General features: G+C 57.3%; 10 protein-coding genes. 8 read left to right on the top strand and 2 right to left on the bottom strand.

Features of this window, described 5'->3' with window-relative positions; genetic code table 11:
- Nucleotides 1–162: 162 nt before the first annotated feature.
- A complete protein-coding gene (locus tag G5S35_RS37400; RefSeq protein ID WP_110329762.1) occupies nt 163–1545 on the bottom strand; it encodes a replication initiation protein in 1383 nt (460 codons plus the stop codon).
- Between the two features lie 797 nt (nt 1546–2342).
- Between G5S35_RS37400 and G5S35_RS37395 the strand changes: the two genes are divergently transcribed.
- The 6 genes from G5S35_RS37395 (at nt 2343) to G5S35_RS37370 (ending at nt 12076) form a co-directional block, all read left to right on the top strand.
- Nucleotides 2343–3551 (top strand): ParA family protein, encoded by a 1209-nt coding sequence (locus tag G5S35_RS37395; RefSeq protein WP_110329761.1) that lies wholly within the window; start codon nt 2343–2345, stop codon nt 3549–3551.
- Nucleotides 3548–4519 carry a ParB/RepB/Spo0J family partition protein gene (locus G5S35_RS37390; RefSeq protein WP_074986994.1) on the top strand — a complete coding sequence of 324 codons (972 nt, stop codon included), beginning with the start codon at nt 3548–3550 and terminating at the stop codon, nt 4517–4519. Before G5S35_RS37395 ends, G5S35_RS37390 begins: the two co-directional genes overlap by 4 nt.
- Before the next feature lie 3485 nt (nt 4520–8004).
- Nucleotides 8005–8322: an H-NS histone family protein gene (locus tag G5S35_RS37385; protein WP_110329760.1), complete on the top strand. Its 318-nt coding sequence runs from the start codon at nt 8005–8007 to the stop codon at nt 8320–8322.
- 148 nt (nt 8323–8470) lie between these two features.
- A complete protein-coding gene (locus tag G5S35_RS37380) occupies nt 8471–8821 on the top strand; it encodes a hypothetical protein (protein ID WP_110329759.1) in 351 nt (116 codons plus the stop codon).
- A 1265-nt stretch (nt 8822–10086) separates the two neighbouring features.
- Nucleotides 10087–10842: a hypothetical protein gene (locus tag G5S35_RS37375; RefSeq protein WP_181441124.1), complete on the top strand. Its 756-nt coding sequence runs from the start codon at nt 10087–10089 to the stop codon at nt 10840–10842.
- Nucleotides 10843–10924: 82 nt separating this feature from the next.
- Nucleotides 10925–12076, top strand: coding sequence for a PDDEXK nuclease domain-containing protein (locus G5S35_RS37370; protein ID WP_183040818.1), 1152 nt, complete (start codon nt 10925–10927; stop codon nt 12074–12076).
- 909 nt (nt 12077–12985) lie between these two features.
- Here the strand turns inward: G5S35_RS37370 and G5S35_RS37365 are convergent.
- On the bottom strand, nt 12986–13879 hold the full coding sequence (locus tag G5S35_RS37365; protein WP_110329757.1) for an H-NS family nucleoid-associated regulatory protein: 894 nt from the start codon (nt 13877–13879) through the stop codon (nt 12986–12988).
- 974 nt (nt 13880–14853) lie between these two features.
- Here G5S35_RS37365 and G5S35_RS37360 point away from each other — a divergent pair.
- On the top strand, nt 14854–15174 hold the full coding sequence (locus G5S35_RS37360; protein ID WP_110329756.1) for a hypothetical protein: 321 nt from the start codon (nt 14854–14856) through the stop codon (nt 15172–15174).
- Between the two features lie 503 nt (nt 15175–15677).
- Entirely contained in the window at nt 15678–16028 is a 351-nt protein-coding gene (locus G5S35_RS37355) for a hypothetical protein (protein ID WP_183040817.1), read from the top strand.
- Nucleotides 16029–16156 lie beyond the last annotated feature (128 nt).

Below are 16156 nucleotides of genomic sequence, written 5' to 3'. Positions count from 1 at the left end.
TACTCAGCAAAGTGGCCGTCGCGGCCCACGATGCACACGGGGCACGGCGGTCACCCCTCGATCGACCGGTCTCAACGGGGCAACAGAAATCGGGCACTGAGAGGGTTAGACTTTAGCGTTCGGCCTGCGGATCACAAAACAAGAGCCGACGTGCTGCCACAGCTAGCGCGCCCTACCCTTTGCTGCACGCGCTTTGTTATACACAAAGCCAGCAAAACCATCGCGGAGGTCCGGGTAGCGCTCAAACATCGTCTCGGAAAAATCTCCTGAGACGTCAATGCCCAGTCGACGCAATGTGAGCTTGCCTGCCGCACTAGCCTTGAACGTTCGACGCAAATCATCCCGCTGCTTTGACGTTGCTTCTTGGTAGATTTCCCAACCGCGGCGCACCTCATCGACGATGCGATTTTGCGCATGTACATCCTGAGCCGCGATTTGCAGAGCCACACGTGTTTCCACATGCTCTCTTGCATCGGCTTCACGTCGTTCCGCAAGTGCGAGCGTCTCCTGCTGCTCTACCATCAGGCGTTCAGCGTCCGACACAATCCAGCGCTCCTTCAGGGCCTTCATGAAAAAGCCCGCAGGGCTTTTCGATACCTTGCCGAGCTTTAGACTGAAGCGAGTGCGCTCAATGGCCTGCTCTAAGCGTTCGTCCGTGTACGTGTCGCGATCCGATGCAATCTGACCAAATTGAACGCTGGAGAGCCCGAACTCTTGCTTGAGCGTTTCGTACAGCACTTTCGCTTGCTCGTGCGTATGTAACAAGCGCTCCTCGACGGCTTTACGTTCGATGCGGAAACGGAGGCGGCCGATCTTTCGCGACCCCTGCTCATTGCGAGTTTCGAAGGACAGGTGGAGGTCGGAAACGGCATTGATCTGCTCGACAGCTGGTCCGAGCCAGTCGCGCTTGAAATATTTGAACTCCTTCGCCTTTGCACCGATCGCTCCCTGCCAAGACCGTAGTTCATCGAGAGTGAACCATTCGGTTACGCCCTCATCTGCATACGGCAGTAGGTGGTCGTACATCACTCGCGCATAGCTAAGCGTGAACAGTGAAGTGATGCGAAGACTCAACCAGTGCGATTTCCCGGGACCACGAATTATGCCGATGAGGTCGGGCGGAACTCGAAACTGGAAGCGACCGCCGGCGTAGGAAATGCGACCGATCAACTGTACAGAGCCGAACGGCTTTGTACCGTCGGCCTCGGCTTCCGCTGTAGCCTGGATTAGAGCTCTCTGCGCTTCAGTGATGACCTGCTCGAGGTGAGCGTTGTTGCGGCTTGAGTACCGCATGAGCCACTTAAAGTAGTCGAGTTCGACGTCATAGAGATCGTGAACGCCAGACTCCTGAGCCACCACAAAATAAGCCGCATCGATCAACCGCCGCGCGGCAACACCAAGATCCACGATCCGAATGAGGACGTTTTTTCGGGCGAAGCCGATATCTTTTCGGGCGGCTTCGACCGGTAGGTCTTCCCCCCGCGCATCGTCGAAAAGCGCCAACGCCAACTGCCTGGACGTGGCTACCTGCCCTCCTGCCGTCATTCGACTCCCCTCGCCATCGTGGCCGCATATTTGTGTCGTACGGTACCGACGGCAAGGTGCGCTGTCAACACAGATCACCTCACCTTACCCAGCACAGCCGCTCAAATCACCTCACCTTTTGCTGATCGGATCACAACTTACCTCACCATTGCCGCCCAAACACCTCACTTTACGGGCCTAAATACCTCACTTTTGCAGGGTAAACGCCTCACTCTTGCGCTCAATCAACAGCACCTTGGACATAAAATCCCTCACCTTGCGACGCTAACCCATTGTTTATATTGATAGACACTGTCGCTGTTTGTGGTTGGTAGGTTTTATGTTTACAAAAACAAACTAACCCGTGTTTTGCAATATCAGAAATGTGTGCGCTCCTTTCCGTGCCTTGGAGCTGCCAACCCGCGGAGAAAACGAAGATAAGTCGTAAAAATCCGCGACCACAAGGTGAGGCGAATTGTGATCCATCGAGAAAGTTGCACAGGATCGCGCGACTTTTGCAGCCCTAAGGTGAGGTGTTTTGTGTTGCTCTAACCGGCGACGCACCGTGGATTGAGGTGGTGCTTCGTAGCTCGGACGGCCGAAGCCCGTCCGTTGGACCGAAACCCTCCCGCTAAGCGGTTGAAATTCAAACCTTTTCGAACAATTTGCCCCAGTGGGCCTCGAAAGGGTCGAATGTAATGGCAATTCTTCGGCACGACGAGTATTCTACGGTTCGACGGGCGAATGCTGCCAAACCGTAGAAATGGAAGGTGGGCGTTCGGAAATCGCCTCACCTTTGATGAAAGGGAATTTCCAATATGAATTTAAGCGAGCTTCCAAGTATCGATCGACGGGTGAAACTCACGGATTTCAGTGAGTTTGCTGATCGTTTGAAAGTGATGACGGACGAGCTTCGCGATCAAATCTTGGCACCGCGTCCGCGGAAGAATGCTCCGGTCTTCACGATCGGAGAACTGTCGGAGCTTTGTGGCCTTGATCGACAGAAGATCAATTACCTTGCGACCAAGGACGGCAGTGACCTGCCCGCGGGCGAAACGCACGGAACTGGTCGAGCACGGATCTTTTCTTTGAAAGACGCCCGGCAATGGGTGCAGAAGGTTTCGACGATTTATCAGACACCGCTTGTGACCGGGACGCGGGAGCAGCGCGGCCGTGTGCTGACAACGGCGAACTTCAAAGGAGGGTCGTGCAAGACTACGACTTCGATGTGCCTCGGTCAAGGTCTCAGCCTGCGCGGCCGCAAGGTGCTCATGATCGACCTGGATCCGCAAGCGTCGCTGTCGGAACTCTGTGGGCTATACGCGGAGAAGGATATTAATTGGGACGATACCGTTCTCCCCTACATCTACGATCCGAACATCGAAGGTGGCCTTGGGTCGAAAGTCCAGAGTACCTATTGGGACGGACTGGACATTATCCCCGCGCATAACTATCTGCATGATGCGGAATTTCACCTCCCCGCTGAGCAGAAGACGAATCCAGGATTCAAGTTCTGGTCGATTTTGCGTAACGGCATCGAGCCGCTCCGGACGCAGTACGACTACATCATTATCGACACGGCACCATCACTGTCCTACATGACGTTGAATGGACTGATGGCGGCCGATTCAATGGTGATGCCTTTGGTCCCAGAGAGTCTCGACTTTATTTCTTCCTCGTCGTTTTGGTCGTTGTTCGCCGAGGTTGCGAATGGCTTTGCCGAGCACGACGTCGATAAGACCTATGACTTCGTTTCCGTGCTCCTCTCGAAGGTTGACTACGGAACGACGTCGTCCGCACCGGTCGTTCGCTCGTGGACACAACGAGCCTACGGCGATTGGCTCCACGCGATTGAGATCCCAGCTAGTTCGGTCATGAGTAATGGTGCGCTCGCATTCTCCACCGTGTTCGATTTGTCACGTGCCGACACTGTGGCGAAGACGTTGGCGCGGGTAAAGCAGCCACTAATGGATTACTGCAAGTGGATTGACGATCAATATGTTGCACAGTGGAGGGCCGGCCAATGAGCAGCCTGCGTGACCGCATGATGGCCAAAACGGCCGACGTTCGAGCAACGAAAGATATCAAGCTCGCTGAACAATCAGAGAAGAATAAGACGCCTCTTACTGCGCCTGGAATGGCAGGAGCGTTAGCGCAAGCACAGCAGCGGATCTCTGAGCTGGAGAAGGCAGGCTTGCCATCAGAGGTGAGAGTCGCCGATATCGTTCCGAATCCGTGGCAGCCACGTCAGGTGTTTTCCGAAAGCAAGCTGACTCAACTCGCAGAGTCGATTCGAGAGTCGGGCCTCGTTCAACCCATTGTTGTCCGGCGGAAGGACGCGGGCTATCAACTTGTGGCGGGCGAACGACGTTGGCGCGCACACAAGATGATCGAGAGGGAGATCATCAAGGTCTTCGTGGTCGACCTTTCAGACGAAGAGATGGCGTTGCTTGCGCTCGTCGAAAACGTCGCGCGGGAAGATTTGTCGGACTACGAGATTTCGCGTTCGATTCGTCGAACGGAGAAGGAGTTTCCGAGCCGTAAGCGGGTCGCTGAAGCTTTGGGGATTTCGCGTTCGGAGCTGTATAGATTTCTCTCGTTTGCAGAGTTACCGGACTTTGTCATTCGAGACTTGGACGTGCAACCACGCTTGCTCGGCGCCCATGCCGCCCAGAACCTGGTTTCCGTGCTGCGCGATCAAGACGAGAAGGCATTCGAACTCGCCAAGCAAGCTTGGACGAGGGTCGTCGCTGGCGATCTCGATCAAACAAAACTCGCGAAGGCCATCAAGCAAGCAATCGAAGACGATGGGAAGACGGACCATAACGTTAGTGATCGAAAGATCGAGAAGATCTTTGCGGGCGGAAACCAGGCCGGATCTATCACCCGCGATTCTGTGGGCCTCACTGTGAAAATTAGAGCGGGACTTCTCACCGATGAAAAGGAAAGGCAAGTCCGTGAGCTAATTGCCCAACTATTCACTGGCACGGCGTAAGCTTTTTGTGCGGACCACGAAGCCCGATTTATCGGGCTTTTTTTACGTCTTTTGTGTGGCGGTTTATAGCGCTACAACGCGAGACGATCGTGACCCGCGAAAACCCGCGGTCAAGGTGATGCAGATCTAAGTTGCGCCGGTGGAGCGACTCGGCGGCGGCAGGGATGCTTTTGCGTTGTTGTTGGCGCTGCTTCCTGGATCTGGAGTGTCCCCATTGGAGACACGACATGAAACGCGTGACGGGTATTTCAACAATGCCGGCGGAGTGCCAAGGTGTCTCCATTGGAGACACTGGCGGTGAGTTTCGGGCGCTGAAACCGATATGAGCAGGCTGAACCGAAGCTGCTCCAGTGAAGACCTAGCGCAATCGCTAGCTTACGGGACGCCGCCGGTGGAGCGAGCCTCCGAGGCGCAATCATTGCGGGCACGCGGTGTGATATTAGAGATGAATACTCGTTACCAGGCTTCGTGTCTGTGTGTCTCCAATGGAGACACACGCGTTCTGGGGGTTGTTCCGACTTATGCCGAGAAGACGCCTTTGAGCCCTGTTGTAAGGCAGGTATGGAAGCTGTAGCGGTGCCGGTGTTTGTGTCGGATTATCTTAGTAGGTACTCTCGGGTGCAACTCGGCTCGTGAGGCCGAGACGCGAGCAACTCCAATCTATAGTGTCTCCATTGGAGACACGAGTTCGCGTTTCCTGGAAACAGCCAGTTACCGAAGTTAGAGCATAGTGCGCATATTGTCCGCGAGGGCGCGTGGAGATATGTTGCTGGCTTTTTCCGTCCTGTATGGCCGCACTGGCGTGGCGCTGGACGCGACTGATGCAGGCGCGTGGCTGAGAGTGTCTCCATTGGAGACACTCCTGTTGGCCTGTATGGCGGTCCTCCTCGAAAGTGACCTAAGTTGAGCCAATGCCCATCTGCGCAGCGACGCGCTGACAGCGCCAAGCGCGTTGATCTGACCTGAATGGTCAGAAGCAATAACAGCGTTCACTTGGATGAAGGTGTCTCCATTGGAGACACTTCGTACTGCGCCGAATCATCCGTACTGTCTTGCCGCGACGATTGGTTCGCGTTGATACGTCTGTGTCGTCGGGTGCGATGAGTATTTGAGCGCAAAGCCGGACATTCGCCCGGAGATTGCGGAGCGTTAGGCTTGAAACTCCGGTTTAATCCCGGACTTTGTTCGCGAACTCCGGGATTAAACCGGAGTTTCAATTGGTGAGCGTGGGCTATCACGAGGCGATTGCACACCGCATTCAGCTAAGACCTCTGTGCGACCACTGTATTGTCCCACCCATTTTTAATTTTCCCCTGCGTTAGTCAGCTGAAGCGAATGTGTGTCAGCGATCTAGCCCGTTACATGGCAAGCGATATGGCGGAGCGCGGCGGCGCGATCGAAGCTGGAGAGCTTTAAGCGAATCTCATAGTCTGGCGATCTTCAGAGGTTCCGAAGATAAGGGGGAGAGCGTGGAAATACGTGCACACAAGCAGATACACGAACGCCTGCGTGACCATGCGCCGAGAGTAGCGCCCGCTCTATTGGCGGCGAGTTGGACCGGTTTCCTCACCAGAGCGCGAGCAGCCACCGGCTTGCCTGTCGCGCACGCGCCTCGACTTCGTCGATGCTTGCCTTCGCCCAACGCAGCCACGTTGCAAGTTTCCACACTGCAGTGCGGACGCGCAGGCCCACTTCGTTATCGAATTTCAAACGCTGTACTGCGCCACGAGGACTCCGGGGCGTCCGGTGAAGATCGCTCCAGCCTAGGGAAAATCTAATAAAGCTGGAGCAACTGGGCGATTTCGTTGAATGGTAACCCGTGTGTCTTGGCCCCTTTGTCGCGAGTAGCGCGCCGTTGCCGAATGGCCGGTGGCGCGTCGGATAGTTCGTGCGGGCTCGGCACCCCCTACGCGATCACGACGTGTCACTGCTGGCAGACGATCAGGTGCGGACGGATTTCGTGCTTTCCACCGACGTGCTTGCGTGGCTTCCGACCGGGCGGCGATCGCTTCGCGCTGCAGCAGATTGTCAGCGAACAGTAATCACGCCGAGGTTGATGTAGATCAGCGAAGTGGCGATACACAGCAACTCTCTGCTGAGGCGTTGGATAGGCGGACGCTGGTCGGCAGAGCCAATGTGTACGGGACAAGTGTGCGGATCACGCACGGCGTCGGGGTTTGGCGAAGCGTGATTTAGGTTCAGAGATTGTCGAGCGCTTCTGCCTAGATTGGTGCGTTTGCCTGTCCCGTGCACCAGAAAATCCGTTCGGCCTCAGTGAGCGACCACAACGGAGTCCGAGCGGCCAGCGGGCGGACCGGAAGGGACTATAGAGCCCGATCGACGCCGTGCAGAGCGACGGCAACGCCGCGGGATGCTCAGCCTAGTACCGGAGTCATTCATGGTCGGCAGATTTGCGTTGCACGCGTCAGGAGTGCGACTAGCGGTAAGCTCGGCGCCCAGTACGACATGGGCCGGATGGGCTCCCTCGTCGGCAAACGTCCAATTTCCGCTGCTGCTCAGCAAGACGGCGTAGCGGATCGCATCGCCCGTTGCATTCCCGTTGAGCACCTTGCGGACAGCGGTATTCACTAGTGCCCGGCACTCGTGCGGATTCCGCATCGTCTTGGCTTAAGGTTCGGGCGTGCGGCCAGGACGCAGTTCAACAGCAGGCCGCAGGTGTGGATCCAACTACGCCACGCGAACGACTGTGCAGCAGTTCCACTCCCGAAACGGTTGCATCCTCGGCTTCTGCGCGACCGCCACGCCGGTATGGAAGCCGGGCAGTCCGACGTATTCGCCGTATGCCGTACGCGTTTCATCCTAGGCCCTCGCGTCTGGAGGGTCGCGCCTCGGGGGCAGTCGAGCCGCCGTCGCCCGTCTACCGGGACCGTCGCTGCCTCATCGCGGCGAAGGCCGTCGAAGTGAGGGGGCAACGGATCGCTGGCGCGCCGCCAGTCATTTACGAGTTGGATTCCGACTTCGATTCGCTTGCCCGCGATGTAGGGCGCGCGCAACTCTCACGGGTGTTGCAGAGAAGGAGGGGATGTCCTGTACGGGGCCGCAATGGAATAAGTCCCAGACTGGGCTACATTGTGGCGCTAAGGTTGCCTAGTTTTTGCCCGCCCTGATGCTGTCCGTGAAACAATGGGTGCGCATTGAATTCCGTTGTCTATATAATTGATTTTTAACGATAATCAAACGATTTCTGGGTGATGTTTCACGGAACTGGCTTGGCCCAACGCGGGCAGGACTGTACGTGAGTGCATCGAGGTTCGATGTGGACCGGCTGCGAACCGTCGATGTAGCGATTGATACGTATTCTGTAATTCTCAACTTCCTGTTCCTGGAAGCCGGCAGATGCGGCGTACTGACGCGTTCACGGACCGCGTCGGTAGCCGGTCATGCATCCGAGGCGGACGCACGGATCAGTGCGGTGGACGCTAAAATCGGGAGGTCGCCGCGGCGGCGGCTTTTTGACGAAATCCATGTCCAACCTGAAAGCACTGCACGCCGAACTCGGCCACGTCAACGAACTGCTGGCCGACGCGCGCTCGCGCGAAGTCACCGCTGTGCTGGCCCGGTTCCGGGATGAGGTTGAACTGCTGGGGATCACTGAGCAGGAAATCCGCCGGGCGCTGGGATATGACCGGCCTGCGCCTGCGCCTGCGAAATACTACGATCCTGCGACGGGCAGGAAATGGTCGGGCCGGGGGCGGCGTCCGGCGTGGCTTGCGGGTAAGCGCCTCGAGGACCACGCGATCGACGCGCCTCGGCCCCAGCCTTGGTGGCCCGGTGAAGAGTGAGCAACGGGGGGGCAAGGTGAGGGAAATTGTGTGTGTCCGGCATGGTGAAGGGCCAGACGCCCCTTTGCAGTTTTCACAAAGCCAGCACGTATCCCTGGCATCCTCCACTCACGCATCCCCAATACATATATAGAGAGTCTCGCCCACGATGGCCGACCGTTTTGAACTCGTTGCCCTGGCGCTGCCGCCTGCCTGCGCACCAGAATCCCTGCCGGCCGGTATTTCGCAGTTCATCGCCGCGTGCTGGCCGGGGATGAGCCGCGCCCAGTTGCTGGACCGCGCACGACGCCTGGCGTTGCGGGCGTCCTTGCGCGTGATGAAGGAGGCGGAGAGTGGCAACGCGGAAGGAGTGCGGCAGTATGCGCTCGTGCTCGTGGCATCAGACGGGTGGGCTGAGCTCGTGGCGCACGTGCGGCGGGTGGTGCGCCGCCGCGGCGCGCGCCGCGCGAAGGTGTCGCTGCCGCCTCCCAGAGATATACGGCAGGGCGGCCTTTTCTAGTCGCCCTCAGTGTGACTTTCTCAATCGTAGCTTCAGTGAGGGCCGGTTTAAGCGAGCGGGTACATTCCGCACCGTCTGGTGATCTCGGCATAGGCACAACGCCTGGGCTTGCGCTGGCGTCGTCTGCAGGTCGCATTGGGTCAAGTCTGCAAGATTTCCATGAATGTCCCTCGCGCATCTGCACGCGCTACCGCGCTTGCGGGCGCGGCCGCATAGTGAATCTGAGAGTTGGACATTCTCTAACCGGTCTGGCGTTACTTCAGCGTCAGCCTGGGGCTGTGTTGCATGTTGGGAGTCAACTTGCACGCATCGCTCGATTCCATGAAGATGGGTGCTTAGGATTTCGAATTAATGTGATTGCGGATCTATGTGATGCGGTTCCTTGCAGGTCGAAGCCTTGTATTTCCCAAGGGCCTGAGATGCAGATAGCCCCGACGTTTCGGGACGTTTTCGGGGGAGCATGGCTCACCACGGCGACCCCGTGGACCGTGCCGGGAAGTGTGTGAACGTGGTCTTGAGAATGTCATTGTTCGGTTGTTGGGCTGGCGTTGATATGACACAGGCAGTGGCACCAGTCATCCCCTACTTTGGTTCATGGTCTGCGTGACGGGTCGTGCCGGGTTCTTGCGCCACACAGTTTGACAAGTCGAGACGCGCAACTATCAGTACTGCACGGTGACATCACCGCTCTTGCTCTTCCGTATGCTCGAGGCCGTACTCTTGCACTTGTTGCGTTGTTCGGACATAGACGACGCTCTCGCTGCGATGTCCGGCGTGGATCAGCAAACCGCAAGTCGGACTTGCTGACTTGACTTTGCACCTGGCCCGATAGAATGAGGGGGCTGCAGTCAGCCCGGTCGCCCATGAGGATACCTGGTGAGCCGCGCGTTCTACCCTGCTGGGATTGCGGCGTGGTTGGTCCCAGCGATCGGACACGGCACTACTGATGGGCAGAGCTATTGCGAACGGGCTTGCGTGAACATCATCTTCCGGGGCCGCGGCAAAGCGGTCGGGAATCCAACGATTCGTAGGCCGGTTCAACTTCAGGCGGAAACGAGCCGAGTCTATATCCCGGCAATTTTCCAGCGCAAACAATACGGAGCAAAACATGCAGGCCATCGTGTCTCTGGGTGCAGCCAGGGGGGAGCTATCGGTGTGCGATTGACGCACGCGCCAGCGACGGCCAGTTCCAAGCGTAGTGGCGCGCTGTCGCCAATGAGGTGCGTGAAGTCGCGTCGGCTGACAGCGAACGTAAGGCGGCGAGCGTGATTGCGTGGTGGCACGGCGACTGGACCTGCGTATCCGGCACGCCACTGGCCGCGGCGCATCCGACGGGCGGCATGCTTTCTGGAAGGGAGAAAGGTTACCTGATGAGCAGATATTCAGCTGGCTTGGCAACTTCAGGTTATGTCATCGATGCAGCGGATACGCGAGATCGCACGATGGATTTCCTGAACGGGATCGGGATTGCCGCGCGTTATGAAAGTGGGGCGAACGGGTTTTCCGATGGATGCAGGATTGGTAGGGGTACGCTCGCTGTCGATCCGGCATGTCGAATCTCAACGCTACTCCATGAGGCGGGGCATCTCGCGATCACACCACGTTGCTTCCGGTCATGGATGGACGGGAATCTTTTTGCGGGCCAGCGCGCAATGCTAGATGCGGTCTGTGACGCTAGGCATGATCCGGATGATCCACTCTATCGCGCGGTGATCCAGTGCTCGGACCCGGAGGCGACCGCATGGGCGTGGGCAGCAGGCGCCGCGCTCGGGGTGCCCGGCGAAGAGATCGTCCGCAGTGACGAATATGGTGGCGAAGGCGATACGATCCGTCTGGCGTTAGAGATGCGCGCCTATATTGGTGTGCATGGACTTGCTCACGCAGGCTTCTGCTCGATTCGGGATCGCGGTAGCGTGGCTGGTTGGCCGCATCTGCACTTCTGGACGCAGGATGCAGGTAGTGTCGACGCGGCTGGCTCCCATGATGCCGGTCGTGGCGGAGGTGTAGCCGAACAGTCTTGATTGGGCCTGACGGGACGGCAGTACCGTCCCAACCGGAGAGCCTCGCGGCTAACTTCGTAGACAAGGATGAAGTGTACGTACCATGACGAAAGTGGATCTTGCGCAGGCGGACTACGTCGAGTTGCATCGCGAAATCGCGTTGGTGGTGGAGTCTGCCCGGTCGGCGGCGGCGCGCAGCGTCAATGCGCTGATGACGTCCACGTACTGGGAGATCGGCCGCCGGATTGTCGAATTTGAGCAGGGTGGTGAGGTGCGAGCGGGCTACGGAGAGGCGTTGATCAGGCGTCTGGGGACGGATCTGTCTGGCAAGTTCGGTAGAGGGTTCGGTGTGCGCAACCTCGCGCAGATGCGGGCGTTCTACCTTGCATGGCCCGCCGATCGAATTGTGCAGACGGTGTCTGCACAATCTACTGAATCCCGGATTTTGCAGACAGCGTCTGCAAAATCTCAAACACAGAAAACAACCGATACGGCCAAAGTCGGGGCACCGGAACTGACCGTCGTCGCCCAGGCCTTTTCACTTCCCTGGTCTGCCTATGTGCGGCTGCTTTCCGTCAAAACCGAGGCCGCGCGCGTCTTCTACGAAACCGAAGCGTTACGGGAGGGCTGGTCGGTACGTCAGCTTGACCGCCAGATCGGGAGCCAGCTATACGAACGTCTGGCACTCTCGCACAACAAGGCGGCGCTGCTCGGCAAAGCTGCGAAGGTGCAGCCCAGTGATCTGCTTACACCGGAGCAGGCCATACGTGATCCGTTTGTCCTCGAGTTTCTCGACATGAAGGACGAATATTCGGAGTCCGATCTTGAAGCTGCTCTCATCCAGCACCTCGCGGATTTCCTGCTTGAGCTGGGCGATGACTTTGCATTCCTTGGGCGCCAGCGCCGTCTAAGAATCGACGATACCTGGTTTCGGGTTGACCTCGTCTTTTTCCACCGGCGCCTGCGATGCCTCGTCATCATCGACCTGAAGGTGGGGCGCTTCAGCTATGCCGATGCAGGGCAGATGCATCTCTATCTGAACTATGCCCGTGAGCACTGGATGAAGCCTGGAGAAAACCCGCCTGTTGGCCTGATCCTGTGCGCAGAGAAGGGGGCGGCTGAAGCGCATTACGCGCTCGACAACCTGCCTAACAAGATTCTCGCGGCGGAATATCAGACAGTGCTGCCCGATGAGGAGACAATTGCGCAGGAACTCGAACGGACCCGAGCGGAACTCGAACGAAGGGGTAAATAGCGTGCTCCTACGTCTTTCGTAGGGCATTAAAAGCTGATCGACTTCGTAAATTGTCGTCACGCGCTACGAGGTAGGCTCCAGTGGAGAGGCCCAATTGAGCCCAGATATAAAATGAGCGTGCGGTCATTTGAATAGTGGGGGTTTGCGTACTCGTGAAGTACCTGGCTCTCTGGGTTCCAAAAAAATGAAAGAAGACGTGAGGCGAGTACTTCGTGAAGAACAGTCACTGAAAGGTAGGGACATCGCCAAGCGAATTGGCCGCTACCGCAGTGCTTCAACTCATTTCCGGAAAGAGTCCGAGACGTTTTACACAAAATAAGGAGTTCGAATGATACTTGGCCGAGGAGTAAGAGCTAGTCGTCTTTCTACCCGTCGACTGGCTCACAGGTGAGCAGCTCGATACTGCACTATGTGGCAGTGGTTCACCGCTTGTGACGCCGGCCACATTGTTTTTCGACTTACCTCGAATCTCCTAATTGATGCCCTTGCGTGCTATCAGCAATCAGGTCGTCGCCAGTGGCAAGATCTCCAGCATGTCGACGTCTATCATGCTGAGTTCGTTCAGACCACTGAACTGGCGATTGTCACTGATTCGAGTACAAAGGCGGTTCAAGCTTCTGTCGACTGACTGAGCGGCCGTTCAGAGGACATTGATTCTGGAATTGATAGTTTGTATCGCGCTTCAATGGAAGTTGTTCGCCTCAGACGATGACTGATGCGGTCCTTATAGTGTTGCTATGAAAAGTGAACGCCGCCGAGCCTGTTGGGGAGAGCTCCACGGCGCTCTGGATCGGCGGAATACAGGAACACATTCAATAGTCGCAGGCGGACTTGAGTGCGGCCATGTTCTGAAAGCTGCAGCAACAACGCGCGCCAGTGGTGTGACGGAGCAGCGTGACGCGGCATGTCTTATGCGGCTGCGTTCGCCAACGGCAGCTCAGTTGCCGGCACAGTATTCTCGATGGGCGCTGATGCTATCGCCTTGTCCTGCAGTTGAGCTTTCGCAGCGGTGGCTTTTTTCGCAGGCGCCTTGCGGGCAGTCGTCGCTTTCTTTGCCGGGACGGCCTTTTTGGTCACGGTCGCCTTCTTTGCTGCAGTCGCTTCTTTCTGAGTATTTGCGCCCTTAACTGCTTCGGCCTTCTTTGCCGTGGCTACTCGTTTTCCCGCAGTCCTGCTTAAGGCGGCCGCTTTTTTGGCAGGAGCCACGTTTTTTACCGCATTTGCTTGTTTGGCAGGTGTGGCCTTCTTCGCTGTCGCGCTCTTCTTCGCGGTTGCCGTTTTCTTGGCGGCCGGGGCCTTGACAGCCTTGTTATCGGCTTTTGCAATCAAGAAGCGCGTGCGGTCTTTTGCATTTGCAATCCAGGACGGAGCGCGGCCGCGACCGCTCCAGGTCGCACCTGACTTCGGATCGCGATAAAGCGCCGGTTGCGGGCCGCGTTTGTAGTTTCCAGCACGCTTCGCTTCGGCTTTCACAGGTGCAGGGGATTGGGACGCACCCTCAACCAGAAACTTACTCCGGTCTTTCGCGCTGGCGATCCATTGCGGGGCACGCCCATGTCCCGTCCACGTCGCGCCGCTCTTCGGATCGCGGTACTTCGCAACCGACGCTGTGCCGACTGCGCTTGCGGTTTTGCGACCGCGACGCTTGCCTACGTGAGCGTCGACGTCGGCAACGCTGATACCGTGCTTGTCCATCAAGTCGCGGATCTTGTTCAAGACGACTGTCGACTTGCTAACGACAATTGCTTCTGCCTGAGCCTGAAGCTTTGCAATCTTTGCCTGAATGGAATCGAGCGTTGCCATTGTTTTTTGTTTCCCTGAGGTTGGTTTGACGCACTATGCCACAACGCGCATTTGAATTGTTGAAGTGCGGGTATTCGCCATGTGAAATGATCACTCTGTGGATTTCCGACTGTTTCAGTCCGATCCGTCACATGCCAATGTTTAGAAAAGCTATCGGTTCATGAGTAGCTTTTGAAGGGTGGGTCTTTCACGCATTAGCAGTGACATCCGATGAATGAAAAGGTTGTTTAATTCTAACTATTTGTGAGCAGATTTCTCCACGACTGTGTTGGACACGAATCGTGAAGGTCAAAGTCTATGCGGTCCCGAGCGGATCTCAGTCGCTATGCGTTGTTCTCGTTGGGTGCAGCAAGCACGTCGCGGCTACGGCAAATCGTCGTTGGGTCTAGTGGAGGGGGCCAACACAACAAAGAACATCGACGAAGTCGCGGGATCGTTGCGACAGCGTCGCGCGCCGACTTGGCACAGGAGGCAGTCGCCAGCAAGAAATGCATCTAACAGTCTGTTGCCTCTACCTTACATCAGCGCCTCTCGGCGGAATCAGTGATCGAAGTTGATCTGATTTTGGTCCTATTAAGCAGATGTCACCATGCAAGATCGCTTGTGCCGGATGCCGTGTACAAATTGAGGACCGCGGCACGTCGTTAAAGGGTGTCGATTACCTAGGGTAACGATGGCTTGCTTACGAGATTTGGTGCGGCTGTACGCCGCGTTTCATTCTTCTCACGCGATCGCAGGTGCAGGTACAGATAGAACGCGTCGACGTCGTGATGCGAACGGAGCATTGCGTCGTCTCTATCGCCGTCTGTATGATCAGCGCCGCGAGCAACAGCTGTCTGGAAATCGGGCGGCGAGCAAGTTCCGCGTCAGTCTCTATCGGATGTTGAGGCTCATCAGCAGGAAGGCTATGGCAAACCGAACTCGCGTTGCTTGATTGATGAGCCAGAAAAACCTGAATATGCGAAAGGTAGAACATGGATGATGAAACCGGAGAGGAGGTCGCTGCGATAGCCGGTAAGCTCCTACAGCAGGCCATCGAGCTCGGGCTCGCCTGGGACGAAGCCGTGGCCGCCTTCGGCCTGGCGGCTAAGGCGGCCGCGCTGGCTGCCGCGAATGCCGGTGCGGACCCCGGTGGAGACTGTGTTTCGATTGCGCGCCAACAATTGATGGCGGCGTTTGAGCTTGATGTGAGGGTCATCGTCGCGACGAACCTTCCGGATCGCGCCGAAGCGGAGGCGGACGACAATCCCCTGCTTGCGACAGCACTACGCCGGCACGGTAGCAAGTTGCACTGAGCTGGCGTTGCACAACGCGGTGAAGCTGAATTGCCATCCGCGAGGCATATCGTTACGAAGGTTGCCCCGCATCATGCCAATGCCGAAGGAGATTGCAGGACGGCGCGAGTCGGAAAAGTGCTGTGTGTCGATAAACGCGCCGAATGTGGCCATCGAGGCTAGCGGCGGCTCAAAAGGGATTGGCACGACGGAGATGCCTCGCCCCGCTCATTCTGCGGCGCGCCAGTTGCGCTCTAACGGGATGGTGGCGTCACGTTCGATACGTCGAAGTAGGTTGCGGATGAAGTAATTGCACGAGCCCGTGCGCGAAAGTAGCGAACTGGACACAGCAACCCCCGACTTTTGCAGACGATTCAAGCCCTCGGGAATTTCAACCGATAACCATATTGTCAGCGGTCTGCTGTGACAGCAAGGCACTGAAGGAGTAGCGCGGTGTGTTCTGAACCTTCGCGATCTACAGGCCACCGAAAAATCACAACGAGGCCTAAAGCGGGAGGTCAGGCATGAAAGTCTACACAGATGCACTCGCGTTGCTCGGGTGGTTGGCGCAACGTGAAAGTGCGTCGGTTAGCGAAATCACAGCCTCAGGATTGATGGGTTCCCGCGAGGCATCGGACGTCATTCGTTACGCGCTACGCAATGGCGTCGTCGAGCGGGCAAATGGAGAGGCAGCTCGACGCGGCTCCGCTCGCTACCGATCAACAGGCGTTCCATTGCCCGAGCCACGCTCCAGGAACGTCGAGGCTTCTTTTGACGGCCTGTTGCACGCATGGGGAATCACCACGGAGCCTTTGCAGCGTCGCGTGCTGGATGCTCGGGTCCACCAGATCTCCGACGCGCCGCGGGAAATCTGAAAGCACCTGTCGCCAGGCTGTCGGTTCTGAGGCGAGTCGTGTCAACGATCTTCTCGTTTCTCGGTGTGGCGCATCTCGCACCGCTTCCACTCAGTATGGGGCACTGTCTAGGCTGCCGCTTCTAGCGC

The organism is Paraburkholderia tropica (assembly GCF_014171495.1).
Lineage (GTDB): Bacteria > Pseudomonadota > Gammaproteobacteria > Burkholderiales > Burkholderiaceae > Paraburkholderia > Paraburkholderia tropica.
The sequence above is the reverse complement of the archived record's forward strand: the minus strand, read 5'-3'. Positions and strand labels throughout refer to the sequence as shown.

Coding starts and splice junctions, on each gene's coding strand:
- G5S35_RS37400 (WP_110329762.1), bottom strand. CDS start 1,545: ATGACGGCAGGAGGGCAGGTAGCCACGTCCAGGCAGTTGGCGTTGGCG.
- G5S35_RS37395 (WP_110329761.1), top strand. CDS start 2,343: ATGAATTTAAGCGAGCTTCCAAGTATCGATCGACGGGTGAAACTCACG.
- G5S35_RS37390 (WP_074986994.1), top strand. CDS start 3,548: ATGAGCAGCCTGCGTGACCGCATGATGGCCAAAACGGCCGACGTTCGA.
- G5S35_RS37385 (WP_110329760.1), top strand. CDS start 8,005: ATGTCCAACCTGAAAGCACTGCACGCCGAACTCGGCCACGTCAACGAA.
- G5S35_RS37380 (WP_110329759.1), top strand. CDS start 8,471: ATGGCCGACCGTTTTGAACTCGTTGCCCTGGCGCTGCCGCCTGCCTGC.
- G5S35_RS37370 (WP_183040818.1), top strand. CDS start 10,925: ATGACGAAAGTGGATCTTGCGCAGGCGGACTACGTCGAGTTGCATCGC.
- G5S35_RS37365 (WP_110329757.1), bottom strand. CDS start 13,879: ATGGCAACGCTCGATTCCATTCAGGCAAAGATTGCAAAGCTTCAGGCT.
- G5S35_RS37360 (WP_110329756.1), top strand. CDS start 14,854: ATGGATGATGAAACCGGAGAGGAGGTCGCTGCGATAGCCGGTAAGCTC.
- G5S35_RS37355 (WP_183040817.1), top strand. CDS start 15,678: ATGAAAGTCTACACAGATGCACTCGCGTTGCTCGGGTGGTTGGCGCAA.